Source organism: Cobetia sp. BMC6 (assembly GCF_029991385.1).
GTDB lineage: Bacteria > Pseudomonadota > Gammaproteobacteria > Pseudomonadales > Halomonadaceae > Cobetia.
This window is the reverse complement of sequence record NZ_JAKUMF010000002.1, coordinates 599,286-624,470: the sequence shown is the minus strand read 5'-3', so window position 1 is coordinate 624,470 and position 25,185 is coordinate 599,286. Positions and strand designations below refer to the sequence as shown.

Below are 25,185 nucleotides of genomic sequence, written 5' to 3'. Positions count from 1 at the left end.
GCACCGCAAAGGTGCGCGAATACGCCTTTCGACCAAGGTCGGTGCGACGAATGGGTATCTTGCGAGCCAGCGGGCAGCAGTCTAATTTCACCACACAGAATAAAGTTTCGCCTTACAGAATTGTAAGGTTGCTGTCAGGTTCGCGGCTGCAGGGCGAGTTTCTCGCTCGACCGCTGCCAGCACCTGACCCACGACATGTGCCGCTACCACAATCCAATAACACCAGAGGTCGCCATGACACGTCATATGACACTCAAACTCCTGACAGCTGCGGTGGTCACCGCCATGTCCGCCCAGGCCTTCGCCTTCGAACCGAAAGGCAAGGTTGACTGCATCGCGCCGGCTGATCCGGGCGGCGGCTGGGACTTCACCTGCCGCAGCGTCGGCAAGATCCTGTCTGAGCTCGATTTCGTGCCGGGCAACGTTCAGACCATCAACATGGCCGGTGCCGGTGGCGGCGTCGCCTTCGCACACACCGTCTCCAAGCGTGCCGGTGACGAGCAGCTGCTGGTGGCCGCCTCCACCGCGACCACCACCCGTCTGGCCCAGGGCCAGTTCCCGGGCATGAATCAGGACCAGGTCGAATGGATCGGCGCATTGGGCGCGGACTACGGCGCCATCGCCGTCTCCAAGGATTCGCCGTACGACACCCTGAGCGAGGTGATGGACGCGCTGAAGAAAGACCCGAAATCCGTCAAGTTCGCCGGCGGCAGTGCCGCAGGTGGCTGGGATCACCTCAAGGTGCTGATCGCCGCCCAGGCAGCCGATGTCGAGAACCTGCCCAAGGTCTCCTACCTGTCCTACAACAACGGCGGCGAAGCCATCACCCAGGTCGTCGGCGGCCACGTGCAGGCCTTCACCGGTGATATCTCCGAGATTCAGGGCTTCATGGAATCCGGCGACCTGAAAGTGCTGGCCGTGCTCTCCGAAGAGCGCCTGCCGGGCAAGCTGGCTGACGTGCCGACCGCTCGCGAACAGGGCATCGATGCCGTCGCCCCCAACTGGCGCGGCTTCTACATCCCGGCCGGTGTCAGCGACGATGCCGAGCAGTACTGGACCACCACGCTGGACAGCGTCTATGAAAGCGAAGAATGGAAAGACGTGATGACCAAGAGCGGCCTGATGCCGTTCCATAAATCGGGTGCCGAGTTTGATGCCTTCGTGAAGGCACAGATCCAGGACATCCAGACCCTTTCCAAGGACATTGGGCTGATTCGCTGATGAATGACCGCATCTTTGGTCTGCTGATGCTCACCCTGGCCGTCGCGTACGGCTGGGGTGCCCAGCAGTTCCCGGAACCCTTCGGCGGGGCCGAGTCCATCGGGCCCGAAACCTTCCCCACGGTGCTCTCGATCGTGCTGGCGCTGAGCAGCCTGTATCTGATCGTGCGCCCCGATCCGGACCAGCAATGGCCGTGGAGCCGCACCGGCGCCGAGATGGTGCTGGCCATCGTCATCCTGTGCCTCTACACCGCGCTGCTTGAGCCGCTGGGCTTCATCGTCACGACCACCGCTGCGGTCGGCACCCTGTGCTGGCGCATGGGCTCCAGGCCGGTTCGCGCTTACGTGACAGGTCTGCTCGGCGGCATCGTCGTCTTCGCCCTGTTCAACTTCGTGCTTGAGCTACCACTGCCGCTGGGCATCCTGGAGGTGGCGTAATGGAAAGTCTTGGCTTCTTGATGCAGGGCTTCGGCATCGCCCTGCAGCCAGAGAATCTTATGTTCGCCGTGCTGGGGGCCTTCCTGGGCACCCTGATCGGCGCACTGCCGGGCCTGGGCCCGGCCAACGGTGTGGCCATCCTGATTCCGCTGGCCTTCACCCTGGGCCTGAGCCCGGAAACCTCACTGATCCTGCTGACCTCGGTCTACGCCGGTGCCATGTACGGCGGGCGCATCTCCTCGATCCTGCTCAACATCCCGGGCGATGAGCCGGCGATGATGACCTGTCTCGATGGCTATCCGATGGCCCAGAAAGGCAAGGCCGCCGAAGCGATGGCCATCTCGGCGATCGCCTCCTTCATCGGCAGCCTGATCGCCACCATCGGCCTGATCGTGATGGCGCCGTGGCTGGCCAGCTTCGCGCTGACCTTCGGTCCGGCGGAGTACTTCGCCCTGTTCGTGCTGGCCTTCGCCACCCTGGGCGGCATCACCGGCAAGAATCCGGTCAAGACGCTGATGGCCGCGGCCATCGGCCTGATGATCGCCACCGTCGGCATCGATGGCTCCACCGGCACCCAGCGCTACACCTTCGATGTGCTGGAGCTGTTCGAGGGCATCGACTTCATCATCGCCATCGTCGGTCTGTTCGCCATCTCGGAGCTGCTGTTCTTCATCGAACAGCACGCCGGTGAAGGCAAGCCGATGATCGCCATGAACAAGATGACCCTGAAGCTGAAGGACGTCATCGCCATCCTGCCGACATCCTTCCGCGGGGGCGTGCTGGGCTTCATCTCCGGGGTATTGCCGGGCGCCGGTGCGTCGCTGGGCAGCTTCATCAGCTACACGCTGGAGAAGAAGATCCTCGGCAAGAAAGGCAACTTCGGCGAAGGTGACTCGCGCGGCGTGGCCGCCCCGGAAGCCGGCAACAACGGTGCCGCCTCAGGCGCACTGGTGCCGATGCTGACGCTGGGCGTGCCGGGTTCCGGTACCACCGCGGTACTGCTGGCGATGCTGATCTCGCTCAACATCACCCCGGGCCCGCTGATGTTCACCCAGCACGGCGACATCGTGTGGGGCGTGATCGCGGCGCTGCTGATCGGTAACGTCATCCTGCTGCTGATGAACATCCCGATGGTCGGCATCTTCGTCAAGCTGCTGTCCGTGCCGCCCAAGTACCTGCTGCCGGTGGTGACCATGGTCGCCTTCGTGGGTATCTACTCCATCAGCCACTCGACCTTCGACCTGTACTTCATGGTCGCCTTCGGAGTCGCCGGCTACTTCCTGCGCAAGCTGGATATCCCGCTGGTACCGGTCATCCTCGGCATGCTGCTGGGGCCAGAGATGGAGAAGAACCTGCGTCACGCCATGCAGCTGTCTGACGGCGACTGGACCATCCTGATCGGCAGCCCGCTGGCCGTGACCCTGTGGTGCATCGCCATCGCCGGTCTGCTGCTGCCAGTGATCGTCGGCCCCATCCTGCGTCGCCGCATGAGCGCCGCCAAGGCCGCCACCGACGCCTGATCCAGGCCAGGGCCCGCGCCTCTCATGAGGTGACACGCCCTGAACGACAACGCCCTGAATGACAGCGCTCTGAAATGACAACGCCCCCGCCGGCAAGACCGGCGGGGGCGTTGTCATTTCAGCACCTCAAGAAAGCTGTCACTGGCGAGTCGCGTATCAGTCGCCCTGCTGCCACTGCGCGAGCAGGCGGTGGGCCTGGGCAGGCGTCAGGCGCGCCGTCGGGCCACTGAGCACGATGACCTCAGCCGGTGCCCCCCCCTCGTCGTGATGCTGGGCGACGCTGACCGCCAGCGCCGCCACCGACAGGCCGGCCGCTTCGCCGGTCTCGATCTCGCCACTGTCGACACACTGCTGCAGCAGGGCGGACAGCGCCTCATCGACCAGCTCGCCTTCCTCCAGCTGATGACGCAGCGGCCACTGGCTGACATGCGCGTACTGGCACATCGCCTGACGCGGGCGTGTCACGCCCTTCACCGGTCGCGCCTCGGCCTGCGAGCCATGCTCAACCAGCATCAGGCTGGCCGTCTCGCCACTGATGGCATTCAGCGCCGCCAACCAACCCCGCAACTGAGCCTCGCGGGCCGGCAGCGCCGGTGCCAGCTGGGCAAAACGCCCAAGCGCCGCGCCGATGGAGTAGATACCGTGGCTGTCACGCGCCACATAGCCGAAGTGCTCAAGCGAGCCCATCAGCCGCAGAATCGTGCTCTTGTAGAAACCACTGGCCTGCGCCAGCTCGTTGAGCGTCAGTCGAGGGGTCGCGGGGGTAAAGGCTTCCAGCAGCGTCAAGGCACGCTCGACCGCTTCCACACGTTGATTGGCCATGCGGCGGGACTCCCACGGCAGATGAAGAACGAGGCTGGCAGGCGGCTTGCGCCATGCCGCCTCACAGGACTTGAATCATGCCATAACGTTCTGACAGACAGAACATGACGCGCCTGTCGCATTGACGATACTGGCCGTGCAGCGTGGTAGAATGGTGAGCTACGACACTATTTCCGGTTACGTCCGCACAAGGTTCGCTCATGTCCATCTTCATCATCACCTTCGTGGTCTGCCTGATCGTCACCGTCGGCACCGTGGCCATGCTGATGATGTCGCGTACGCCGCGCTTTCGCACCGACTACAGCGACATCGCCCGCGTGCTGGACCAGGCGATCAGCGGCGAGATCAACGAGAACGAATGGCACAGCGTGATCGGCTATCCGATTCGCCATGATGAGTATCTGGAGAGTCTGCGTCGCCGCTGCCAGGGCATCTTCGACAACCATGCCAGGCCGTGGCAACTGGCCCAGGGCGGTGCGCTGTTCTCGCGCGCCGGCCGTGAAGAGCTCAACGTGCTGCTGGGCCACCTGCGTGCCCGCACCGGTGTCGCGGAGACTCGCGCCTGATGGCCGCCAGCGAGATGCGCCTGATTCCGCTCTCCAACCTGCGCGAGCACCACGATCACAGCTACCACCAGCTGGTGATCGGCCTCGATGGCCTGGCCGAGTTCGAGATCGAGGGCCAGGGCGGCGAGATTCGCCCGCTGACCGGCTGCATCGTGCCGGCCGATCATGTCCACTACTACGCGGGCATCGGCGAGAATCGCCAGCTGATTCTCGACCTGCCCGATGATGCGCCCTACCTGACCGGCCATCACCGTGAACTCAAGCGTCTGTTCGAGCGTCCACGCTTCTTCACGCTGGACACCCGCCTGCGCGGCTATCTCGAATTCATGCTCGCGGAAGTCAACGACTACCAGCAGGCGCCGGGTGACCTGCTCGCCGCCACCTTCCTCGCCTGCCTCAACACGCGCATCGAAGAGCCGATGAGCGCCCTGAGCACCAGTGGCCGCCAGCTGGATCTGGTCGCGCTCAACCGCTTCATCGACGCCAATCTCGGCCAGCGCCTGAGCGTGGCGGATCTTGCCCGCCAGTCGCATCTCTCCGAGCAGCATTTCAGCGAGCGTTTCCGTGTACTGACCGGCCTCGCGCCCTATCAGTACCTGCTGCGCCGTCGGCTGGAGGAGGCACGCCAGCTACTGGGCACCAGCGAGCTTTCCCTGTCCCAGATCGCGGATCGCTGCGGCTTTGCCAACCAGAGCGCCCTTTCCCATGCCTTCCGCAAGCATCTCGGCTTCCCGCCTTCGGCTCTGCGCAAAGCCTGATCGAGTTGGCAGAAGCCGATGAGGCATGCGCATCCCCGGGTTTCTGACACGCCCTTGCTTCCCTCATTCACGGCCGTGTTTCTGACACGCCGCTCTTCATTCCTCCCCCTCGCTGGAAGTACGTCGCCTGGGGCACGCACGTCGTTCAACGCCACTCCCACCGTCAGCCGCAAACCAGTTCACCTCCAGACCTCTACCACCTTGGTATAACAAGATCGCGTCATTTCGCGGCACATCCTTCGACAAAGGTCGGAGAAGAGTGTCACTTTTCTGACATGCCCGTGAATTTGACATGCGCAGCCGAGAAATTGGAAAGACCCGCCCCCCTGCGCCACCCTACATTCTCAGTCATACATCCAGACGTGCCGCTGTCGCGCTTTCTGATGCGTTCTGCATCACTCCCGGCGCTGTGACTCGGCAATCCCATTCGGCGCTTCGACGCCCAGCAGCAAGGGGTTCGCACCATGACCACCTCCACTTCCTCCGATCAGTCCAGTGCAGTGAATGCCGCGATCGCCTCGGCCACGTCCACAGCCGCCCAGTCCTCGAACAACTCGTCCACGAATACTGCCAAGCAAGGGGTTCTCAAGGGCAATGTGCTCAAGGACAACATCCTGCGCAGTGACCAGATGCTGGCCGCCAGCACCTGGCAGCAGTCTCCGGAGGCGCTGTTCGCGCGCGTCAGTGACCACTATCTGGTCGATGAAAGTGCCTACGTCAGCGAGCTGGTCGGCCTGCTGAATGCCGAAGAGCAGGATGTCAAGCGCATCGGCGACAAGACGGCAGAGCTGGTGCGCGAGATTCGCACCATGGACACCGCTGTCGATTCCATCGACGAGCTGCTGCAGCAGTACAGCCTCGACACCCAGGAAGGTGTGCTGCTGATGTGCCTGGCCGAGGCGCTGCTGCGCATTCCGGACAAGGAAACCGCCGATGCGCTGATCGAGGACAAGCTCGGCGTGGCCGACTGGAAGTCCCACCTGGGCCAGAGCGAGTCCTGGTTCGTCAACGCCTCCACCTGGGGCCTTCTGATGACCGGCAACGTCATCAAGATGGATCTGCCCAAGGGTGACGGCAAGCCGGCCACCTTCATCAACCGCATGGTCAATCGTCTCGGCGAGCCGGTCATCCGCCGCGCCATGTACCAGGCGATGAAGGTGATGGGCAAGCAGTTCGTGCTGGGCCGCGACATCAAGGAAGCGCTCAAGCGCTCCCAGCCGCTGTTCGACAAGGGCTACACCTATTCCTACGACATGCTGGGTGAAGCGGCCTGCACCCGCGACGACGCCAAGGGCTACTTCGACGACTACGCACGTGCCATCCGCACCGTCGGCGAAACCTCACGCAAGCTGAAGGAAGCCACGCCGTCACCGTCCGTCTCCATCAAGCTGTCCGCCCTGCATCCGCGCTATGAATTCGGCCGTCGTGAGCAGGTGCTGGAAGAGCTGGTGGCAAGCGTGCGTGAACTGGCCGGTATCGCCCGCGAGCTGAACGTCGCCATCACCATCGATGCCGAGGAAGTCGATCGCCTCGAGATCTCGCTGGAAGTGTTCCGCGCCGTCTACGAGAGCGACACCTGCCGCGGCTGGGGCAAGTTCGGCCTCGTCGTGCAGGCCTACTCGACGCGGGCCCTGCCAACCCTGCAGTACCTCAACCGCATCGCCGACCTGCAAGGCGACGAGATCCCGCTGCGTCTGGTCAAGGGCGCTTACTGGGACAGCGAGATCAAGGAATCCCAGGAACTGGGTGTCGAAGGCTATCCGGTGTTCACCCGCAAGGCCTCCACCGACGTCAGCTACCTGGTCTGCGTGCGCTTCCTGCTGTCCGAGAACACCCGTGGGCGCATCTACCCGCAGTTCGCCACCCACAATGCCCACACCATCAGCACCATTCTGGATGTGGCCAACGCCGGCGAGACACGTCAGTTCGAATTCCAGCGCCTGCACGGCATGGGCGAAGCCCTGTATGAAGCCGCGCTCAAGCGCGCGCCCAAGGGGACCTGGTGCCGTATCTATGCGCCGGTCGGCGCACACAAGGACCTGCTCCCGTACCTGGTGCGTCGTCTGCTGGAGAACGGAGCCAACTCCTCGTTCGTTCACCAGTTGGTCGACCCGCGCGTGCCGGTCGAGAGCCTGTGCACCCACCCGGTGGTCACGCTCAATCAGTACAGGACCTATCACAACCCACGCATCGCGCTGCCGCCGAACATCTATGGCGCAGACCGCCTGAATTCACGGGGCATCAATCTGAACATCAATAGCCAGTACCAGCCGCTGATCGACGAGATGGCCACGCACATGGACACCACCTACGACGTGCGTCCGCAGCTGGCCTTCGATGTCCAGGTCAATGCCGAGCGCCGCCAGGCCGTCACCTGCCCGTTCGACCGTCGTGACACCCTGGGCCACGTGCAGTGGACCAGCGCCGAGGAAGCTTCCAGGGCCATCGACGCCGCCTGGGCTGCCTTCCCGCGCTGGGAGCAGACGCCGGTCGAGGAACGCGCCGCGATTCTCGAGCGCTTCGGTGACCTGATGGAAACCCACACCGCCGAGCTGATGACCCTGTGCTCCCGCGAGGGTGGCAAGCTGTTGACCGACGGCATCGCCGAGATCCGTGAAGCGGTCGACTTCTGCCGCTACTACGCCAACCGTGCGCGTGCCGACTTCGCCGAACCGACCGAGCTGCAGGGGCCGACCGGCGAGCACAACCAGATCATGCTCGGCGGCAAGGGCGTCTTCGCCTGCATCAGCCCGTGGAACTTCCCGGTCGCGATCTTCTGCGGCCAGATGGTCGCCGCCGCCGTCACCGGCAACACCGTGGTCGCCAAGCCCGCCGAGCAGACCTCGCTGGTCGCTCACCGCGTGGTCGAGCTGCTGCGCGAAGCCGGCATGCCGCGCGATGTCGTCCAGCTGCTGCCGGGTGATGGCCCGACCGTGGGCAGCGTGCTGTCCAGCGACCCGCGCATCACTGGCGTGTGCTTCACCGGCTCCACCCAGACCGCGCAGATCATCAACCGCTCGCTGGCCGCGCGGGAAAACGCTCCGCTGCCGTCACTGATCGCCGAGACCGGTGGCCTCAACGCCATGATCGTCGACTCCACCGCCCTGCCGGAGCAGGTCGTCAATGACGTGGTGCAGTCCGCCTTCCAGAGTGCCGGTCAGCGCTGTTCCGCCCTGCGTGTGCTCTACGTGCAGGAAGACGTCGCCGAGCGCGTCATCAGCCTGCTCAAGGGCGCGATGGACGAGCTGAAGATCGGCGATCCGCGTGACCTGGGCACCGACGTCGGCCCGGTCATCGACGAGGAAGCGCGTGCCGGTCTGCTCAAGCACATCGAGGAATATCGCAGCCAGGGCCGTGTGATCGCCGAAGCCGCCGTCGACAAGGCCACCACCGAGCACGGCACCTTCGTCGCGCCGGTCGCCCTGCGCATCGACGGCATCGATAGCCTGGAAAGCGAGCAGTTCGGCCCGGTTCTGCACATCGCGACCTGGAAAGGCGGCGAAGTGGACAAGGTCATCGACACCATCAATGGTCTCGGTTACGGCCTGACCTTCGGTGTGCATTCGCGAAACGAAAGTTTTGCTAATGCCGTTGCACAGAAAATTCGTGTTGGTAATGTCTACGTCAACAGGAATATCATCGGTGCCGTGGTAGGTGTACAGCCGTTTGGTGGTCAGGGCTTCTCTGGTACTGGCCCGAAAGCCGGCGGCCCGCACTACCTGCACCGCTTCGCTACCGAGAAGACCCGTACCGTCAACACCACGGCTCTCGGCGGCAACGCGTCTCTTCTCGCCATGGGCGACGAATGACCGACGCTGCCTGCTCTCGCGGCAGCAGCAGAGGTCACGCCTGGCGGAAGACTGCATGCTGGACGTGCATGAGGTAGCCAGGTGACAGGGCATCAGGACGATGCCCAGTGGATGACGGCGAGCACGCCAGGCCGTCATCTGCCCCGGACACCGACAGGGACGCCCACGGACATGAATCGCCAGCGACTGGCCCCTCATGTTCGTGCCCTGCGGTGTCCGTTGCCGTTTTCCCTTTTGACTCGACGGCAATATGCGGGGACGGACGATCGTCAGAAGATTCGTTTATGCGCTAGTCTGAACGTACAAGATTGGCAGGAACTTGCGAGAGCCGCCGCGACATGGCCCTCGAAGGACGTTCGATGCATGACGCAGGACTCCCGGCGACGGTCTGACAGGAACCGTCACTGGCAGTGAATCATCACGACGCTCGCCGTCCGACAACAATAAATGCAAAGGATTTACTCCACGATGGTCGATAACAGCCCCACCATACTCATCACGTTCGCTATCTATCTGGCGGTGATGCTCGGCATTGGCCTGCTGGCCTACAAGCGCACCTCCAACATGTCGGATTACATCCTGGGTGGCCGCTCATTGGGCCCCTGGACGTCCGCCATTTCCGCCGGTGCGTCTGACATGTCCGGCTGGCTGCTGCTGGGCCTGCCCGGTGCTGCCTACCTCAGCGGCCTGTCCGCTGCCTGGATCGGCATCGGTCTGCTGGCCGGTACCTGGCTCAACTGGCTGATCGTCGCCAAGCGCCTGCGTATCTACAGCTTCATCGCCAGCGACTCGCTGACCCTGCCGGATTACTTCGAGAAGCGCTTCCGTGACAACTCCAAGATGTTGCGCGTCATCTCGGCCGTCTTCATCCTGCTGTTCTTCCTCTTCTACACCAGCTCCGGTCTGGTGGCAGGTGGCAAGCTGTTCGAGACCGTCTTCGGCCTCGACTACACCATCGCCGTGACCGTCGGTACCATCGCCATCGTGTCCTACACCTTCTTCGGCGGCTTCCTCGCCGTGTCGTGGACTGACCTGATCCAGGGTCTGATGATGGCCGCCGCCCTGATCGTGGTGCCCATCGTGGCACTCACCGACATGGGTGGCGTGGCAGAAGCGAGCTCGCGCATCACCGCCGAGAACCCGCTGCTGCTGGAATGGTTCCGTGACGCCTCCACCGGCGAAGCGCTGACGCTGGTCGGCATCGTCTCCTCACTGGCGTGGGGCCTGGGCTACTTCGGTCAGCCGCATATCCTGGCGCGTTTCGCGGCCATCCGCAGCGAGAAGGACATCGGCGCGGCACGTACCATCGCCGTGGTCTGGTCTGCGCTGGGTCTGTTCGCGGCCATCTGCATCGGCCTGCTGGGTCTCGTCTACGTGCCGAAGGACCTGGCCGACAGCGAGAAGATCTTCATGGTCATGGTGAACTTCATCTTCCACCCGGCGGTTGCCGGCGTGCTGCTGGCCGCCATCCTGGCTGCCGTGATGTCCACCGCTGACTCCCAGCTGCTGGTGTCGTCCTCTGCCCTGGCCGATGACTTCTACAAGGCGCTGTTCAAGAAGGATGCGACCCAGTCCGAGCTGGTGTGGGTCGGTCGCTTCGCGGTGGTCGGTATCGCCATCATCGCCTGGATCCTGGCGCTGGATCCGAACTCCAGCGTGCTGGGTCTGGTGTCCTACGCCTGGGCCGGCTTCGGTGCCGCCTTCGGTCCGGCTCTGATCATGTCGCTGTACTGGCGTCGCATGAACCGCTTCGGCGCGCTGGCCGGCATCATCGTCGGTGGCGTGACCGTGGTGGTCTGGAAGCAGCTTTCCGGTGGCATCTTCGATCTCTACGAGATCGTGCCGGGCGTCATCTTCGCCTACATCGCCATCTACGTGGTCAGCATCATGAGCGCAGCACCGGCTGATGAGATCACCACGGAATTCGACAAGGTCGAGAACCACGCCTGATCGAGGTGTGACAGGACACTGTCGAAGCCTGTATTGCCGTTCACATCGGCAACACGACAACGCCGCCCCTCGGGGCGGCGTTGTCGTTCATGGCCACTTGTCATGACTGACTCTCGCTTTCATGGATCCCTCTTGTGAGCCCCTTGCATGTCCTGGTTACATGACTGACTCGCATGGCCTAATCACATTGACGAGGCTTGCGAAAATCGATCACCCAGACGCCCTCCTGCAGTGACAGCGCTGGCGATTGCACTCGAGACTGCACGTGCGACAGAAGTTGAGATTGAGCGGATGAAGGGGCTGAGGTCTGACTGGTGGGCTGATCAGAGGACTGACTGGCAGCATCGCCAGGCGCACAGGACGAATGCGCTTGCAGGCGTGCCTTGAGCGCCTCATCGCGCAGCAAGGTCACCGCGCTGGCGCCCGCCAGGCGCAGCCGCACCACGGCCCAGTAGTTGTCGGGCGTGAAGGCGGCAACCAGATTCTGGCCCACGGCCGCCACCTGCTGGCGAGCGACCCGCGCCAGCGGCGCCACTGGCGCCTCGCCCAGCACCAGTACCGGCAAGGCATCGCGCGGTTGGTAGCGCTCGGCGTCGCGGGGCGAGTCCAGCGGCAGGCCCTGCTCCCGCGCCTGAGCCACCAGCGTGCGAGCCAGCTGCGCTTCATGAGCCTGCTGGGCGGCCAGCGCATTGCTCCAGGCGGCGAAGATCACCACATGGCGCACCAGCAACAGGCAGGCGACGATCAACAGGCACTGCTTCAAAGGGCACTGCATCAGCCGCCGCCAGCCAGGTGACTTGCGCTGCGTGGTGGCCGCTTCCGTCATGCTCGGCGTTGCGCTTGCTTGCGTGCTCGCTCTCACACTCTCACTCGTACTCTGAGCCAGCATCAGGGCGCCACCCAGCAGCGGCCCCCAGGCGATCAGAGTGCGCGAATGCAATACCGGCTCGGCCAGCAACAGCATCGGCCCCCATAGAGCAGGAACCAGCAGCAGCGCCCACAGGGCCCAGCTCATGCGCTGCAGCGATAGCTGGCGCGCCGAGCGAGACCTGACCTCGGGCGCGCCAGCGGTTTCATGTCGCACAGGCGCGCCGCGAGGCAGGAGTCGCAACAGCGCCGCCCCGGCCAGCAGCGCCAGACTGAGCAACAACGTGACCTGCCCCAGCCCCTCACGCAGTTCACCCAGCGCCACGCTCAGGTTGTGCTCGAGCCCCGCCAGCAAGGCCTGCGGGTCGGCGAAGGGCAGCATCTGGCCATGCTGCTGACTGTACTCGCCCGCCACCAGCAGCCGCGTGATGGGCAGATAGAGCAGCAAGGCCACGGCGGCCAACGCCCCACGCTGCAACAGCATCCGCCAGCGCGACCACAGTGACGTGCTGGCAGCGCCCGCGAACAGGGCTTCGAGCAGGCTCAGCACCAGAAAGGCATTCAAAGCCGGTTGATAGCAGCACAGCGCCAGCAACAACAGCAGCAAGGCACTCAGCGGTGGCTGCCAGGCCTGCCACAGGCCCCGCCCTTCGCCCCGCCCTTCGCCCCGCCCTTCGCCTCCCCCTCCGGCTTGCTCTCCCTCTCCCCCGCTTTTCCCTCCAGGGCGCAGCAACAGACTGGCCAGTACTGCACTAGCCAGCGCCACGCTCATCGGCAGGCTATCGAAGGCGTAACTGAAATTCTGCAGGATGAAGGGCGTCAACCAGATCAGCGCATTGCCCACGACGCAGCCCGTCAGCGAGAGCCCCGGCAGCCATCGCCACCAGGCCAGCGCCATGCCCGACGCCAGCCCCCAGGCCGCCAGTTGTGGCAAGGGCGCGACATTGACCAGCACATCGCCGAAGCCCAGCAGACGCATGATGCCCTCGGCGGCCGGGCGCGCATTGAGCATCCAGCCGTAATAGCCATCCAGCGCGCGGCTCATGTCATCCAGATACAGCTCGCGCGTGGCAATCAATGGCACAAGCCCGAGGCCGATCACCACGAGGCTGGCAAGCAGAATGCGCCACGCCTGACGCCGCCGGGCATCAGCGGCATCATACCCTTGGGACAACGACTGCGACCTTGTCATGCACTGGACTCCCGATCAGAACGACACCCAGGACGGATGACCTCGAGAGTACCTGACTCGGGGCGCGATGGAATGCCCCGACGAAAGCCCATGAAAAACGCCACCCGAGGGTGGCGTTGTCGACCTGCATGGGTGATGCGCAAGTTACTCGGCCGGCGTACTGGCCTGATGGAAGTGCACATCGCGCTGCGGATAGGGAATGCTGATGCCGCGCTCATCGAAAGTCAGCTTGATGCGTTCGGTCATGTCCCACTTCAGCGCCCAGTAGTCGGCCGCACTGCACCACATGCGGAAGTTGAAGTTGACCGAGCTGTCGGCCAGCTCTGACACGGCGATCAGGTGGGACGGCTCCTTCATGATGCGCTCGTCACCGGCGACCAGCTCCTCGAGCACCGCCTTGACCTGACGGATGTCATCGTCATAGCTGACACCGACCACCAGGTCCAGACGACGCGTCGGCAGCGCCGAATAGTTGGTGATGGTGTTGGACATGACGCTGGAATTCGGCACGGTGACCTTGCGGTTGTCCGGCGTCACGAGGCGGGTCTGCAGCATGGTGATCTGATCGACGCTACCGGAGGTGCCGGCGGCTTCGACGTAATCGCCCTTCTTGAACGGCCGCAGCGTGACCAGCAGGAAGCCGGAGGCCAGATTGGACAGCGAGCTCTGCAGCGCCAGACCGATCGCCAGACCCGCCGCACCCAGCGCGGCGATCATGGAGGTGGTATCGACACCGAGCTGATCCAGAGCGGTCAGCAGCACCATGACCACCAGGATGGCGTAGGCGATCTGCCCGACGAAACCGGCCGCCGCCTCGTCCATGCTCTTGCGGTGCAGCAGCGAGGTCGCCCACCGGGTCAGACGCTTGGCGACCCACATGCCGAAGACCAGCACGGCCAGCGCCGACAGCAGGGTTCCGCCCCATTGCAGCCCCATCTCGAACAGCTGACTGGTATCCATGGGAATGGCATTCAAAAATTCCACGACAACTCCTTGAGCATCCCTTGCGTGGCAGTCAGCAGACCACCGGGTGCTTTATCGTTATAGGGCACGAGGCGCGCGCCGGGGACGCACCGACACTCGGCCGAACGGATCATTGGGTATTCACGCGCGCACAATTTACCTGACTATCGGCGTCACGTCAGTGCTCTTGCAGCTGAAGCAGCGTGCCCTGACAGGCCATTCATCCATTCAGGGCTGTGCCCGAGCGGGTGTCAGTCCCAGCGGTGAGCGCAGCGTCAGCGCGTCCAGACGCAGGCCCACGGGAAACTTGTTGGCATCCAGCCCCACATCGCGCGGCGCAATGGGCGGCGGCCCCTTGAGGGTCAGGCTGAAGCTGCCATCGCTCGCGATCAGCGCGGCGGGCACCTCGACCTCGAAGCGCTCATAATCACCGCCCACCGGCCAGCGCGTGACGGTCTGCTCTTTGATCATGACTTCCACCGGCAGCGCGGTGGCCGAATCCGGGAAGCGTGACAGCTCAAGCGCCACGACCACCGCCTGTGAACCTGCCGGCGAGACCTCGGGCGCCACCCGCAGACGCAAGGTGACCTCCGCCAGCCGCGCACTGACCGGCACGTCTGGCTGAGGCGAGTAGAAACCGGCCCACAGCACACCGCAATTGCCCAGCGGCTCGCCCTTGCGGACGGAGTAGCGCTCACCAAGCGTCAGTACCGGCACCTCGCCCATCGGCCGGTAACAGGTGGTGGCATGCTCGATGAAGTAGCGCCGATAGTGATCATCGACCCTGGGCGTGCGCGCCAGCCACAGAATGGCGAGTTCGAAGGCCAGCACCACCACGGTGGCCAGCAGCCACCAGACCCGCTGGCTGCGACGCGGCCGTGGCGCGCCATACAGCGCATCAGACGAGCCAGAAGACGGCGTCATACCAGTTCTCCACCAGCCAGAGATTAGCGAGCGCACCCAGCATGACAAGACCCCAGGCCAGCGTGCGTGGCAGCCGCACGAGCAGGTCATGGAGGGCCAGCACGAACACCGGCATGCCGATCATGTAGCGCGGGATGGCGTCCAGCCCGGTCGCCAGCGGTATGAACAGCGTGAAGCCCGCCAGCCCCATCTCCAGCCAGCGCCGCTGCAGGCCCAGCCAGCCGATCAGGCCGACACCGACCAGTGCCATGCTCGCCTGCCACGCCGGGCGCAGCGTCCCCGGCGCGCTCTGCCAGTAGCTCAGCCCTTCAATGAGGTTGGTCAGAGGGTTGCCCATCTCACGGCCCCAGGAAATCTGCACATGGCTGAAGGCCAGCGCGTCACCCATCCGGAGATAGAGCAGCGCCATGAACAGAAACAACCCCAGAGGCCCCACCACGCCGATCAGCAGCCAATCGGGCCGCCGCCACAGCTCGGCGAAGGCCCGCAGGCGCAGGCGCGCCACAAGCTCGATTCCCATCGCGATGACCCAGAACACCCCGGTGGCACGGGTCATCGACAACAGCAGCGTCCAGAGCATCACGCGGCCGGTGCGCTGGCAGCGCCAGTCGATCAATGACGCCAGACACAGCAGCCAGAACAGTGACTCGGAATAGAGCGCGCTGAAATAGAAGCTGTACGGCATGCTGGCCGCCAGCCACACGAACAGCAGCAACGGCGCGCCGGGACGCGTGATGGCCAGATAACGACAGCCCAGCCCCAGCGCCACGGCCAGCAAGGCATTGCTCAGCAGTACGCCCATCAGTTCGGGGTCGAGCTGACCGCCCAGCGTCACCAGCCACAGCAGTGCCGGATAGAGCGGGAAGAAGGCCCAGTTGGCGGCGTCGCCATCACTCATGCCGCGCGCCTCGACATCGTAGCCGCGCGTCATGATGCCCTTGAACCAGCTGCCGTCGAACTGCGCCATGGCGTGCAGATAGCCGTGATCGCCCCACAGCGCGATGGCGATCCAGACGGCGCGTGTCACCAGCAATGCCAGCAGGATATGCCCCCAGGGAATGTGCACGGCCTGCGCCCGCGCGAGTGCCTCGGCAGGGGGCGGCGTCTCGGCCGCCAATGTCTTGAGGCGCTCCCCCAGCATCGAGCGCGGCCCTGCGGTGACGCTGTCATTCATGCATGGTCTTCCTTGAAGGCCCACAGCCGTGAGGCCAGATAGGTCACGATAGGCACCGAGAGCGTGGCGATCGCAATGGCGACGAAGCCCGAAAGGTCCAGCCCCTGCATCAGCAGTGCCAACAGGCCATTGTTGAGCGCGAAGCCGCCCGCCGCGACCAGTCCGAAGCGCCAGGCACTGCCCTGGCGCTTGAAGGTCAGCCGGCGATGGCCGACCAGCGAGACCTGGAAGGCGACGCAGAAGGCAATGATATTGGCGATGAATTCATTGAGCTGCGGCCACAGGAACAGTAGCAAGGCAGCGACCCCCAGATGCACGCCCGTCGCGACCAGCCCGACCAGCCCGAAGCGGGTCGCGGTGCCCGCCTCCTCCCTGGCGCGGGCAGTGACTGGCTTTTCGGACTCGCTGACGCCTTCACGATCAGCGCTCAAGTGATCCACCTCGCGCCGCGTCGCGTGGCCCACCGCGCACGACGCGCGCAGTGCTCAGGCCGCTGTCGAGGCCCCTGTCCGGTGACACGCTGCCCGGCGGGCTGTCGTGCAGACTGTCATGGTCGATCAGGTAAAGCGGACGCTGCTTGGTTTCCATGAACAGGCGACCGAGGTATTCGCCCAGCACGCCAATCGAGATCAGCTGCATGCCGCCGAAGAACAGGATCGCGACCATCAGTGAGGCATAGCCCGGCGCATCGGCGCCGAACAGCACCGTCTTGCTGATGATCACCAGGATATAGAGGAAGGACAGAGCGGCGACGACACTGCCGATATAGGTCCAGACCCGCAGCGGCCAGGTCGAGAAGCTCACCACGCCATCGAGGGCGAAGTTCCACAGCTTCCAGTAGTTGAACTTGGTGGTGCCGGCCGTGCGCGACGGGCGCTGGTAGGTGACGCCCACCGAGCGGTAGCCGGGCCACGAGAACAGGCCCTTCATGAAGCGGTTGCGCTCGGGCAGGCGCCGCAGCGCCTCGACGACACGGCGGTCCAGCAGGCGGAAGTCGCCTGCATCGCGCGGTATCTCGGTGAAGGTCAGGCGGTTGAAGACGCGGTAGAACCAGCCTGCCGTCTTGCGCTTGGTAGCGGTATCCTCATGGCGCGCGGCGCGCACGCCATAGACCATGTCGTAGCCGGCCTGCCATTGGCTGATGAATTCGAGGATCACCTCCGGCGGGTCCTGCAGATCGACATCCATCGGCACGATGGCATCACCACGCGCCTGCTCGATGCCCGCGGACATGGCCGCTTCCTTGCCGAAGTTGCGTGTCAGGCTCAGGTAGCGCACGCGGGCATCGCCGGCCGCCGCGGCCTCCAGACACGCCCGGGTGCCGTCGGTTGAGCCATCATCGACGAACAGCACTTCAAGATGCGGCACCTGCGAGCCCAGTGTCTTCTCGATGGCCTCCAGAAAGAGGCCGATGGTCTCCTCCTCGTTCATCACCGGCACCACCAATGACAGGACCCAGTCACCGGAAAGGCGGCGCGACATGTCGCGGGGAATATGCCCCGACGAGATCGAGGACTGCCTGCCAGACGTCTGGCCGCAGGATGCATCAGCTGAGGACCGCATGGTATTTCCTCCATCGAGAGCCCCGTCATTCATGCACGCCAGGGCATCATCATCTGACAAGGTGAGAATGAAGAGGCCACAGGCGCTGCACCAGCGCCTTACCAGACACTCTCGCTCTCGATCGGTGCCTCTCCTCCCTCCGCTCCATTACCTCTTGGGGCCGAGGGCGACGAATACAACGCAGCGTCAATGCTGGCGGTGGCCAGCGCGAACGGATCTGCCGACTGCAAGAATCCGTGAAAAGCCCCCGCACAGCGCCAGACATCGGCAAGGGCCTGCAAGAGCCACGAGCGATCACGAGGGCCTGCGCGGGGCAATGAGCGCGATGCCACCTCGCTGCGTTATAGAGCCTGCGGCCTCGACAAGTAAAGCCTGAATCACTCAAGGGCTCGCAAGCCATGCCCATGAGCCATGCCCATGAGCCATGCCCTTGAGCCATGCCTTTAGCCCTAAACAAGCACGGCCGCTCCAGGGAGCAGCCGTGCTTGTTGATGTAATGAATAGAATCTGCGCAATCGCGTTACTGGCTGGACGCGAGGGCCACCAGCGTGATGAGCAAGAGACACCAGCTCAGCGGCGCCCCCAGCAGCCAGGCACGGGTGGCATGGCGCGGCACCAGGCCGACGCCATGTGTGAAACCGGCGCCCAGCCCCCACAGCGCGACCAGCAACATCAGATAGCGCAGCCCTGTCTGCATCGAGGCTATCGCATCCGGCCCCAGCAGCATCCAGATGGCCACCATGGCAGACAGCAGCAGCGAGGCCAGATGGGCAGGTCGAGTTCGGCACCAGGCCGGTGGTCGTGAGGCGTACCAGGGTCGTGACATCGAGCTCTCCTTGATCGTAACGGTCAGCGGCGCAGAAGTAACGTTGGGGACCGCCTCACTCAATCATCGTCAAAGGTGTGGGTCTGCTCAAGCCACAATGCATTGATGATGCCCGCGAAGCAGGCCAGCAACACACCGAGAATCCAGGCGAAATACCACATGGTGTCGTCTCCTGACGAGGGCACTGCCCTCGTCTTTTGATAGCAAATGGAAGCAATTGGCTCAGCCAGCTCAACTCAATTCAGGTCAGCGCACCTCAATACAGGCTGTGACCGTCCTGCTCGATATGCGCGACGGTGATGCGACGCCACATCTTCACGTAGCACCAGGTGGTATAGAGGATGATGGTCGGCACCATCACCAGCCCCGCCACGGTGACGATGGAGAGCGTCAGCTCGCTGGAAACGGAATCCCACAGCGTCAGGCTGGCCTCGCTCATGCGCGAGGACGGCACGATGAACGGGAACATGCTGATGCCTGCGGTGGCGACCACACCTCCTACCCCGACGGAGCTTGCCGTGAAGGCCGCGCCCCCCTTGCGCCGAGCCGACAGCACCATCGCGGCCAGCACACCGGCGATCGCGCTGAGCGGTGCCAGCAACGTCAGCGGCTCACGTGCATAGACATCCAGCCAGCTACCCGGCCCCACCTGCTTGTCGAGCAGCTTGAGGGCCGAGGCGGTGTCGCCCATCTGATCGATGCTGTAGCCCATGCCGGACAACCACACCCACAGCCCGCCCAGCGCGAACAGCCCCAGCGTCAGCAGGCCCAGCGGCTGCACCAGACGCGCGCTGCGTGCAGCGACGGTCTCATCGGCACGTGCCACCAGCCAGGTGCCGCCATGCAGCATCACCATCACCACGGACAGCGCAGCGCACAGCAGAGCGAAGGGGTTGAACAGCCCCAGGTAGCTGCCGGCGTAGCTGGCACGCATGAACTGATCGACTTCCAGCGGCACACCCTGCAGCAGGTTGCCGAAGATCAACCCGAAGAAGGCGGTAGGAATCAGGCTGCCGGCGACGATGCCGCGGTCCCACCAGCCACGCCACTGGGTGTTCTCGAGCTTGGAGCGGTAGTCAAAGCCCAGCGGGCGGAAGAACAGCGAGAACAGGATGGTCAGCATCGCGAAATAGAAGCTGGAGAACACGGCGCCGTAGACCACCGGCCACACCGCGAACACCGCGCCGATGGCGGTGACCAGCCATACCTGATTGCCATCCCAGTGCGGGGCCAGGGTATTGATCACCACACGGCGCTCGCTGTCATTGCGGCTGACCAGCGGCATCAGCATCGCCGCGCCCATGTCCATGCCATCGGTGATGACGAAGCCGATCAGCAGCAGCCCTACCGCCACCCACCAGAACAGCTTGAGGATCTCGTAATCCCACATGATCCGTTACTCCTTGAATGACAGCGAAGGATTGAGTGACATGCCGTCATCTTCGGACATGGCGCCGTGGCGGTTGCCGCCGCGCTCGAAGTGATAGCGACCGGTGTGCAGGGAAGACGGCCCCTTGCGCGCGAAGTGGAACATCAGCCACATCTCGATGACGAAGAACAGGCTGTAGAAGGCCAGGAAGCCACCGATGGACCACCACAGGTCGGACTCATCCAGACTCGAGGCCGCCATGAAGGTCGGCAGAATCTCCCCCACCGCCCACGGCTGACGCCCGAATTCGGCCACGAACCAGCCAGTCTCCACGGCGATGAACGGCAGCGGGATCGACAGCAGGCAGATCCACAGGAAGGGACGCACGTCGAAGCGATGCCTGGCGGTCATCCACACCGCCGCGATGAAGATCACCAGCATCGCCATGCCGCAGGCGACCATGATGCGGAACGAGAAGAACATCGGCGCGACCGGCGGAATCGAGTCAGCGGCGGCCTTGTCGATCATCTCAGGCGTAGCATCAGACGGAGTCTCGACGTAGCGCTTGAGCAGCATGCCGTAGCCGAGATCATCCTTGACCGCATCGAAGGCCTTGCGGGACGCGATGTCGTCCTGGCCATCACGCAGCTGCTGGAGCAGGTCATAGGCCTGCATGCCATTGAGGATGCGCCCGCGGTGCTCCTCGGTCAGCTCCTTGATGCCGGGAATCTCGGTATCCAGCGAGCGCGTACCGATCAGGCCCATCACATAGGGAATATGGATGCCGTAATCGGTGTGCTGGGTCTCCTCGTTGGGCAGGCCGATCAGCGTGAAGGACGCCGGCGCCGGCTCGGTTTCCCACATCGCCTCGATGGCGGCCATCTTGGCCTTCTGGACATCCCCGACCTCGTAGCCGGACTCATCGCCCAGCACGATCACCGAGGCCACCGAGAACAGGCCGAAGGCGGCGGCGATGGCGAAGCTGCGCTTGGCAAAGCCCAGGTCACGCCTCTTGAGCAGGTAGAAGGCGCTGATGCCGAGCACGAACATGGCGCCGGTCACATAGCCTGCCGACACGGTATGCACGAACTTGGCCTGGGCGACCGGATTGAAGATGACATCCGCGAAGCTGGTCAGCTCCATGCGCATGGTCTCGAAATTGAAGGCCGCACCGACCGGATTCTGCATCCAGCCGTTGGCGATCAGGATCCACAGCGCCGAGAAGTTGGAGCCGAAGGCGACAAGCCAGGTCACCATCAGGTGCTGACGCTTGGTCAGGCGGTCCCAGCCGAAGAAGAACAGGCCGACGAAGGTGGACTCGAGGAAGAAGGCCACCAGGCCCTCGATGGCCAGCGGCGCACCGAAGATGTCGCCGACGTAATGCGAGTAGTAGGCCCAGTTGGTGCCGAACTGGAATTCCATCGTCAGGCCCGTGGCCACGCCAAGGGCGAAGTTGATACCGAACAGCTTGCCCCAGAACTTGGTCATGTCCTGGTAGACCTGCTTGCCGGTCATGACATACAGGGATTCCATGATGGCCAGCAGAAAGGCCATGCCGATGGTCAATGGTACGAACAGGAAGTGGTAGAGCGCGGTCATGCCGAACTGGAACCGCGACAGCTCCACGACGGTATCGGAGATCATGTCTTAACCCCTTTGCGATAAGGCGGACGGTCAGGCGCCGTCCCTGCATGCGCTTGCCATCGACGTCGGGCGGACACATCAGGCCGACTGTCGCCGGCAAGCACACAGGCACTGGCACCGTGGCACCAAGACCTTGGTCGGCATTGTCTACCCTCCCGCGCCAGCCTCCAGATGTCAGGTTGTCGCACTCACCGAGCGAATGTCGCACCCGCCACCTCCGCCAAGTGCCTGTCGTTACAGGACAACTCCGCTGCAAGCCGCATGGATGCTGGAGCGACGGGCATCGCTGGCCTGGCGCTAACTCAACGCTGACTCCTCGCCCCCCTGCGCGCGCTGCGACCATCGACCACACTGCGACGTTCAACCACGCTGCGACCGACTGGCGCACCCAAGCAGCGCCAGCGCCACGCAGAAAGCCATCACGCCTTCACGCCATTGCCGCAGTGGGAAGGAGAGTTTTGTGCCACAGGCCTGTCACTTCCCCAGCAGGCTAACTATCATGGCCAGTCATCGCAGCGCTCACCGACAAGGATTGCCAGTGCACGCTTACCGCCCATCACCCGAGACCGTGATTCCTACCTGACATGACGCATCGCTCCCCCGTTCACCCCTCCGCTGGTCATACCGCCACTACCAGCCCCAGCGCCACGGCGCCGCGCGGCCACGGCGATTACTGCGAAGCCGGGCTTGCCCGCCTGCTGGAGCAGCACGACCTCAATAGCTTCGATGCCCTGTGGCAAGTGGCAGCCCACGACGTCGACGCGCCGAATCGTGAACGCGGCGGCGTCTCGACGGTCTCGCTGCTGACACTCGAGGATGAGGACGGCAACAGCCATCGCCTCTACCTCAAGCGCCAGACCAACCATCTGGGCCGCAGCCTGGCGCGACCGCTGGGCGAACCGACCTTCTCTCGCGAATGGCGTGCCATCCGTCACTATCACGCGCTGGGGATACCGGCAGTGGACGCCGGCTGGTACGGCGAGCGGCGCGCAGGCCGGGAATGGCGCGCCATCCTGATCACCTTCGATCTCGCCGGGCGCGATGATCTGGATCACTGGCATCAACGCTGGGCGGAACTCGATACCGGCATGCGCTCTCAGGTCATCACCGCCAGCGCTCGCCTGGTTCGCGAGATCCATCAGGCTGGCCTGATGCATGGCTGTCTGTTCCCCAAGCACATCTTCCTGAGCCGCCCGCCGAGTGAGTCGCCGGACAGCACCTGGCAGATGGACGCCGTCATCATCGATCTCGAGAAGACGCGCCGCTTCGTGCTGCGCCGCCACGAGTGCCTGCGCGATCTCTACGTGCTGTGGCGCCGCCTGAAGGGCTGGCAGCATGATGAATGGCGACAATTTCTTGCCGTCTATCGCGATGCGGATGCGCAGAGCGCCGAGGTCAGTCAGTGGCTGGAACAGCTGGAAACACGCGCCGCACGCAAGCGTCGCTGAGCCTTAAGAGGCCGGCAAAGATCCTTGACGTAGTGATCACTAACCTTGCGCACGGCATGCGACCAAGGTCTTGGTCACCTTGCGCGAGGATGAATGGGAATGTCGCTCAAATGCGTCATCTCAAGTCTCACTCGTGAGACATTAAACTTCCCTGAAATAATCGGTAACATCTGCTAACAGGACGCCTAACAAGTTTTCAAACATCGTTCTAAAAAATACTTGCCAAACAGAACGCTGTTTTTTATAGTTTGCAGCGTCCCCTGATCGACGCAGCCACGCAGAGCACACGGCCCACGCCGTAGGGTAGCGAGGCACTGCTGACAGGCAGCTCACGAAGCCAAGCTTCAAGGAGAACTACACATGAAAGCTATCAAGATCCTGACCGCTACTGTTATCGCCGGCACCATGGCAATGGGCGCACAATCCGCCATGGCATATGGCAAGGGTGATACCTTCCTGCGCGGTGGCGTTGCCAAGGTCGACGGCAAGAGCAACAACGGCAACGGTCTGATCGCCAAGGACGAATCTGGCTTCGCCGGTTCCGTGGGCTACATGTTCCACGACAACCTGGCCATCGCCCTGCAGTCCACTGAAGAATTCAGCACTGACTGGGAAAACAGCGCCGGTGGTTTCGATGAGATGCCGATCAACCTGATGCTGCAGTACTACCCGCTGGGCGGTACTGAAGCCCGCGTCCAGCCGTACGCTGGTGTCGGCCTGAACTACACCCACTTCTCCGGTGAGTCTGCCGGTGGCCAGAGCATGGACATCGACGACAGCTACGGCGCCGCTGCCGAGCTGGGTGTGGACCTCAAGATCACCGAAGCCTGGGCCGTCAATGGCTACGCCCGTTATGCTGACGTCAAGGCCGATACCAAGATCGCCGGTCAGGACGTGAACGACACCGAGCTGGATCCGGTCACTGTCGGTGCCGGTGTCACCTACCGCTTCTAAGTCCTTGCACGAGGCGTGAACATGCCTCCAGCGAGTACTCGGCAAGCCGTGTGGTGCCGCATCATTCCCTAAAGCGCCAGCAATGGACCTCGGCAACATCGAGCCGTCCAGGCGCCGGATGGGCATCACACACGAACGCCGCAGACCTCAGGGTCTGCGGCGTTTTCGTTGTGGGCAATCAACGGCTACATGGCCAATCTTGAGCGGCGCCGCGCAGAAATTGACCTGGATCAACCAGGCTCCTGCCCAGGCAAGAACGTCCGTAAACTCTTGCCCCAGATCAAATTTCTCGAAATTCGGCTACCTAGAATGAAGGCATTGTTTCCCGCCATCCTTCAGGAGCCATCATGCCCGACGTCGTCACTCGCTCAGCCTCCCTCCCCGCGCACCTGACTTCACGTAGCCCGCGCTCTGCAGCACGCCCGTGGCAGCTTCTGGCACTGGCAGGCCTCACCGGCCTCGCGACTCTCTGTGCCACACCGGCCATGGCCGCCGACTCGCTGAATGCCAGCTCTCATAGCTCTCTCAACTCTCCCAGCTCTCTCAACTACGGCGCCGGGCAGTTCTGGACGCGTGCAGGTGTCGCCAAGGTCTCGCCGAAGAGTGACAACGGTCGCATCGATGCCATCGGTGCCGACGTGGATGTCGATGATGACAGCGCCTTTGCCTTCACTCTCGGCTATCGCTTCACCGACACCTTCGGTATCGAGCTGCTGGCGGCGCAGGATTTCGACCACGATATCTCGCTCAATGGCCAGAAAGCCGGTTCCGTCGACCACCTGCCGCCGACCCTGACACTGCAGTACTACCCGCTTGGCGGGCGTGAATCGCGCATCCAGCCGTACATCGGCGCGGGCGTCAATTACACCCACTTCTCCGATGAAACCCTCGACGATGGCACCAAGCTCGAGATGGATGACAGCTGGGGCGCGGCCGCACAGATCGGCGTCGATCTGGTGATCAACGAGCACTGGGCGGCCAACGTCGCCGCCTGGTATCTGGATATCGATTCCGATGTCACCGTGGCGGGCAGCGTCAACGACAAGGTCGAGATCGATCCCATCGTGACCATGGCCGGGATCAGCTATCGCTTCTGATCAGCCACTTCCTGGCTAGCGCTTCTGACGGGCCAGAGACGACAACGCCCCGCCAGCCCATCTCGGGCCGGCGGGGCGTTG

21 protein-coding genes are annotated in these 25,185 nt (G+C 63.7%); 10 read left to right on the top strand and 11 right to left on the bottom strand.

Going from position 1 to position 25,185, the window contains the following annotated elements:
- The first annotated feature begins 246 nt into the window (after positions 1–246).
- From MKZ40_RS06895 to MKZ40_RS06885, 3 genes are read left to right on the top strand one after another with little or no spacing between them, the layout of a single operon-like run.
- Positions 247–1,221, top strand: coding sequence for a tripartite tricarboxylate transporter substrate-binding protein (locus MKZ40_RS06895; RefSeq protein WP_254627097.1), 975 nt, complete (start codon positions 247–249; stop codon positions 1,219–1,221).
- The gene (locus MKZ40_RS06890) at positions 1,221–1,658 is read left to right on the top strand and encodes a tripartite tricarboxylate transporter TctB family protein (protein ID WP_175089794.1); all 438 of its coding nucleotides are present in this window, start codon (positions 1,221–1,223) and stop codon (positions 1,656–1,658) included. Before MKZ40_RS06895 ends, MKZ40_RS06890 begins: the two co-directional genes overlap by 1 nt.
- Positions 1,658–3,178 (top strand): tripartite tricarboxylate transporter permease, encoded by a 1,521-nt coding sequence (locus MKZ40_RS06885; protein ID WP_175089793.1) that lies wholly within the window; start codon positions 1,658–1,660, stop codon positions 3,176–3,178. The genes MKZ40_RS06890 and MKZ40_RS06885 overlap by 1 nt, the downstream gene beginning before the upstream one ends.
- A gap of 156 nt (positions 3,179–3,334) precedes the next feature.
- Here MKZ40_RS06885 and MKZ40_RS06880 read toward each other — a convergent pair whose 3' ends face one another.
- Positions 3,335–4,000, bottom strand: coding sequence for a helix-turn-helix domain-containing protein (locus MKZ40_RS06880; protein ID WP_175089792.1), 666 nt, complete (start codon positions 3,998–4,000; stop codon positions 3,335–3,337).
- 200 nt (positions 4,001–4,200) lie between these two features.
- Here MKZ40_RS06880 and MKZ40_RS06875 point away from each other — a divergent pair, with 200 nt between their 5' ends.
- From MKZ40_RS06875 to putP, 4 genes are all read left to right on the top strand, one after another.
- Complete coding sequence (locus tag MKZ40_RS06875; RefSeq protein WP_043335450.1) at positions 4,201–4,566, top strand: hypothetical protein; 366 nt, start codon at positions 4,201–4,203, stop codon at positions 4,564–4,566.
- Entirely contained in the window at positions 4,566–5,324 is a 759-nt protein-coding gene (locus tag MKZ40_RS06870; protein ID WP_175089791.1) for an AraC family transcriptional regulator, read from the top strand. The genes MKZ40_RS06875 and MKZ40_RS06870 overlap by 1 nt, the downstream gene beginning before the upstream one ends.
- A 629-nt stretch (positions 5,325–5,953) precedes the next feature.
- The gene (putA, locus tag MKZ40_RS06865; protein WP_175089893.1) at positions 5,954–9,133 is read left to right on the top strand and encodes a bifunctional proline dehydrogenase/L-glutamate gamma-semialdehyde dehydrogenase PutA; all 3,180 of its coding nucleotides are present in this window, start codon (positions 5,954–5,956) and stop codon (positions 9,131–9,133) included.
- Between the two features lie 468 nt (positions 9,134–9,601).
- Positions 9,602–11,083, top strand: coding sequence for a sodium/proline symporter PutP (putP, locus tag MKZ40_RS06860; protein ID WP_175089790.1), 1,482 nt, complete (start codon positions 9,602–9,604; stop codon positions 11,081–11,083).
- A gap of 178 nt (positions 11,084–11,261) precedes the next feature.
- Here putP and MKZ40_RS06855 read toward each other — a convergent pair whose 3' ends face one another.
- The 10 genes from MKZ40_RS06855 to MKZ40_RS06810 all read right to left on the bottom strand — a co-directional run bounded on the left by MKZ40_RS06855 (position 11,262) and on the right by MKZ40_RS06810 (position 21,605).
- Positions 11,262–13,142 (bottom strand): glucosyltransferase domain-containing protein, encoded by a 1,881-nt coding sequence (locus tag MKZ40_RS06855; protein WP_175089789.1) that lies wholly within the window; start codon positions 13,140–13,142, stop codon positions 11,262–11,264.
- A gap of 144 nt (positions 13,143–13,286) precedes the next feature.
- Entirely contained in the window at positions 13,287–14,126 is an 840-nt protein-coding gene (locus tag MKZ40_RS06850) for a mechanosensitive ion channel domain-containing protein (protein WP_282627817.1), read from the bottom strand.
- A 207-nt stretch (positions 14,127–14,333) separates the two neighbouring features.
- Positions 14,334–15,029: a hypothetical protein gene (locus tag MKZ40_RS06845; protein ID WP_175089788.1), complete on the bottom strand. Its 696-nt coding sequence runs from the start codon at positions 15,027–15,029 to the stop codon at positions 14,334–14,336.
- On the bottom strand, positions 15,004–16,203 hold the full coding sequence (locus tag MKZ40_RS06840) for a hypothetical protein (RefSeq protein ID WP_175089787.1): 1,200 nt from the start codon (positions 16,201–16,203) through the stop codon (positions 15,004–15,006). The genes MKZ40_RS06845 and MKZ40_RS06840 overlap by 26 nt, the downstream gene beginning before the upstream one ends.
- Positions 16,200–16,634 carry a GtrA family protein gene (locus tag MKZ40_RS06835; protein WP_175089786.1) on the bottom strand — a complete coding sequence of 145 codons (435 nt, stop codon included), beginning with the start codon at positions 16,632–16,634 and terminating at the stop codon, positions 16,200–16,202. Before MKZ40_RS06835 ends, MKZ40_RS06840 begins: the two co-directional genes overlap by 4 nt.
- Positions 16,624–17,766, bottom strand: a complete 1,143-nt coding sequence (locus MKZ40_RS06830; RefSeq protein WP_254627096.1) for a glycosyltransferase family 2 protein — start codon at positions 17,764–17,766, stop codon at positions 16,624–16,626. Before MKZ40_RS06830 ends, MKZ40_RS06835 begins: the two co-directional genes overlap by 11 nt.
- Before the next feature lie 520 nt (positions 17,767–18,286).
- The gene (locus MKZ40_RS06825) at positions 18,287–18,592 is read right to left on the bottom strand and encodes a cyd operon YbgE family protein (RefSeq protein WP_175089785.1); all 306 of its coding nucleotides are present in this window, start codon (positions 18,590–18,592) and stop codon (positions 18,287–18,289) included.
- A gap of 59 nt (positions 18,593–18,651) precedes the next feature.
- Positions 18,652–18,753 (bottom strand): cytochrome bd-I oxidase subunit CydX, encoded by a 102-nt coding sequence (gene cydX / locus MKZ40_RS06820; RefSeq protein WP_024951692.1) that lies wholly within the window; start codon positions 18,751–18,753, stop codon positions 18,652–18,654.
- Positions 18,754–18,848: 95 nt separating this feature from the next.
- Positions 18,849–19,982, bottom strand: a complete 1,134-nt coding sequence (gene cydB, locus MKZ40_RS06815; RefSeq protein ID WP_217485875.1) for a cytochrome d ubiquinol oxidase subunit II — start codon at positions 19,980–19,982, stop codon at positions 18,849–18,851.
- Between the two features lie 6 nt (positions 19,983–19,988).
- Positions 19,989–21,605 (bottom strand): cytochrome ubiquinol oxidase subunit I, encoded by a 1,617-nt coding sequence (locus MKZ40_RS06810; protein WP_175089784.1) that lies wholly within the window; start codon positions 21,603–21,605, stop codon positions 19,989–19,991.
- A 584-nt stretch (positions 21,606–22,189) separates the two neighbouring features.
- Between MKZ40_RS06810 and MKZ40_RS06805 the strand changes: the two genes are divergently transcribed.
- From MKZ40_RS06805 to MKZ40_RS06795, 3 genes are all read left to right on the top strand, one after another.
- The gene (locus MKZ40_RS06805; protein ID WP_175089783.1) at positions 22,190–23,053 is read left to right on the top strand and encodes a lipopolysaccharide kinase InaA family protein; all 864 of its coding nucleotides are present in this window, start codon (positions 22,190–22,192) and stop codon (positions 23,051–23,053) included.
- A gap of 360 nt (positions 23,054–23,413) precedes the next feature.
- On the top strand, positions 23,414–24,007 hold the full coding sequence (locus MKZ40_RS06800) for an OmpW family outer membrane protein (protein ID WP_175089782.1): 594 nt from the start codon (positions 23,414–23,416) through the stop codon (positions 24,005–24,007).
- Positions 24,008–24,492: 485 nt separating this feature from the next.
- Entirely contained in the window at positions 24,493–25,104 is a 612-nt protein-coding gene (locus tag MKZ40_RS06795) for an OmpW family outer membrane protein (RefSeq protein ID WP_175089885.1), read from the top strand.
- The last annotated feature ends 81 nt before the right edge of the window (positions 25,105–25,185 follow it).

What these genes read in the sequence shown, in the direction of transcription:
- MKZ40_RS06895 (WP_254627097.1), top strand. Translation starts at nt 247, where the DNA reads ATGACACTCAAACTCCTGACAGCTGCGGTGGTCACCGCCATGTCCGCC.
- MKZ40_RS06890 (WP_175089794.1), top strand. Translation starts at nt 1,221, where the DNA reads ATGAATGACCGCATCTTTGGTCTGCTGATGCTCACCCTGGCCGTCGCG.
- MKZ40_RS06885 (WP_175089793.1), top strand. Translation starts at nt 1,658, where the DNA reads ATGGAAAGTCTTGGCTTCTTGATGCAGGGCTTCGGCATCGCCCTGCAG.
- MKZ40_RS06880 (WP_175089792.1), bottom strand. Translation starts at nt 4,000, where the DNA reads ATGGCCAATCAACGTGTGGAAGCGGTCGAGCGTGCCTTGACGCTGCTG.
- MKZ40_RS06875 (WP_043335450.1), top strand. Translation starts at nt 4,201, where the DNA reads ATGTCCATCTTCATCATCACCTTCGTGGTCTGCCTGATCGTCACCGTC.
- MKZ40_RS06870 (WP_175089791.1), top strand. Translation starts at nt 4,566, where the DNA reads ATGGCCGCCAGCGAGATGCGCCTGATTCCGCTCTCCAACCTGCGCGAG.
- putA (WP_175089893.1), top strand. Translation starts at nt 5,954, where the DNA reads ATGCTGGCCGCCAGCACCTGGCAGCAGTCTCCGGAGGCGCTGTTCGCG.
- putP (WP_175089790.1), top strand. Translation starts at nt 9,602, where the DNA reads ATGGTCGATAACAGCCCCACCATACTCATCACGTTCGCTATCTATCTG.
- MKZ40_RS06855 (WP_175089789.1), bottom strand. Translation starts at nt 13,142, where the DNA reads ATGACAAGGTCGCAGTCGTTGTCCCAAGGGTATGATGCCGCTGATGCC.
- MKZ40_RS06845 (WP_175089788.1), bottom strand. Translation starts at nt 15,029, where the DNA reads ATGACGCCGTCTTCTGGCTCGTCTGATGCGCTGTATGGCGCGCCACGG.
- MKZ40_RS06840 (WP_175089787.1), bottom strand. Translation starts at nt 16,203, where the DNA reads ATGAATGACAGCGTCACCGCAGGGCCGCGCTCGATGCTGGGGGAGCGC.
- MKZ40_RS06830 (WP_254627096.1), bottom strand. Translation starts at nt 17,766, where the DNA reads ATGCGGTCCTCAGCTGATGCATCCTGCGGCCAGACGTCTGGCAGGCAG.
- MKZ40_RS06825 (WP_175089785.1), bottom strand. Translation starts at nt 18,592, where the DNA reads ATGTCACGACCCTGGTACGCCTCACGACCACCGGCCTGGTGCCGAACT.
- cydX (WP_024951692.1), bottom strand. Translation starts at nt 18,753, where the DNA reads ATGTGGTATTTCGCCTGGATTCTCGGTGTGTTGCTGGCCTGCTTCGCG.
- cydB (WP_217485875.1), bottom strand. Translation starts at nt 19,982, where the DNA reads ATGTGGGATTACGAGATCCTCAAGCTGTTCTGGTGGGTGGCGGTAGGG.
- MKZ40_RS06810 (WP_175089784.1), bottom strand. Translation starts at nt 21,605, where the DNA reads ATGATCTCCGATACCGTCGTGGAGCTGTCGCGGTTCCAGTTCGGCATG.
- MKZ40_RS06805 (WP_175089783.1), top strand. Translation starts at nt 22,190, where the DNA reads ATGACGCATCGCTCCCCCGTTCACCCCTCCGCTGGTCATACCGCCACT.
- MKZ40_RS06800 (WP_175089782.1), top strand. Translation starts at nt 23,414, where the DNA reads ATGAAAGCTATCAAGATCCTGACCGCTACTGTTATCGCCGGCACCATG.
- MKZ40_RS06795 (WP_175089885.1), top strand. Translation starts at nt 24,493, where the DNA reads ATGGCCGCCGACTCGCTGAATGCCAGCTCTCATAGCTCTCTCAACTCT.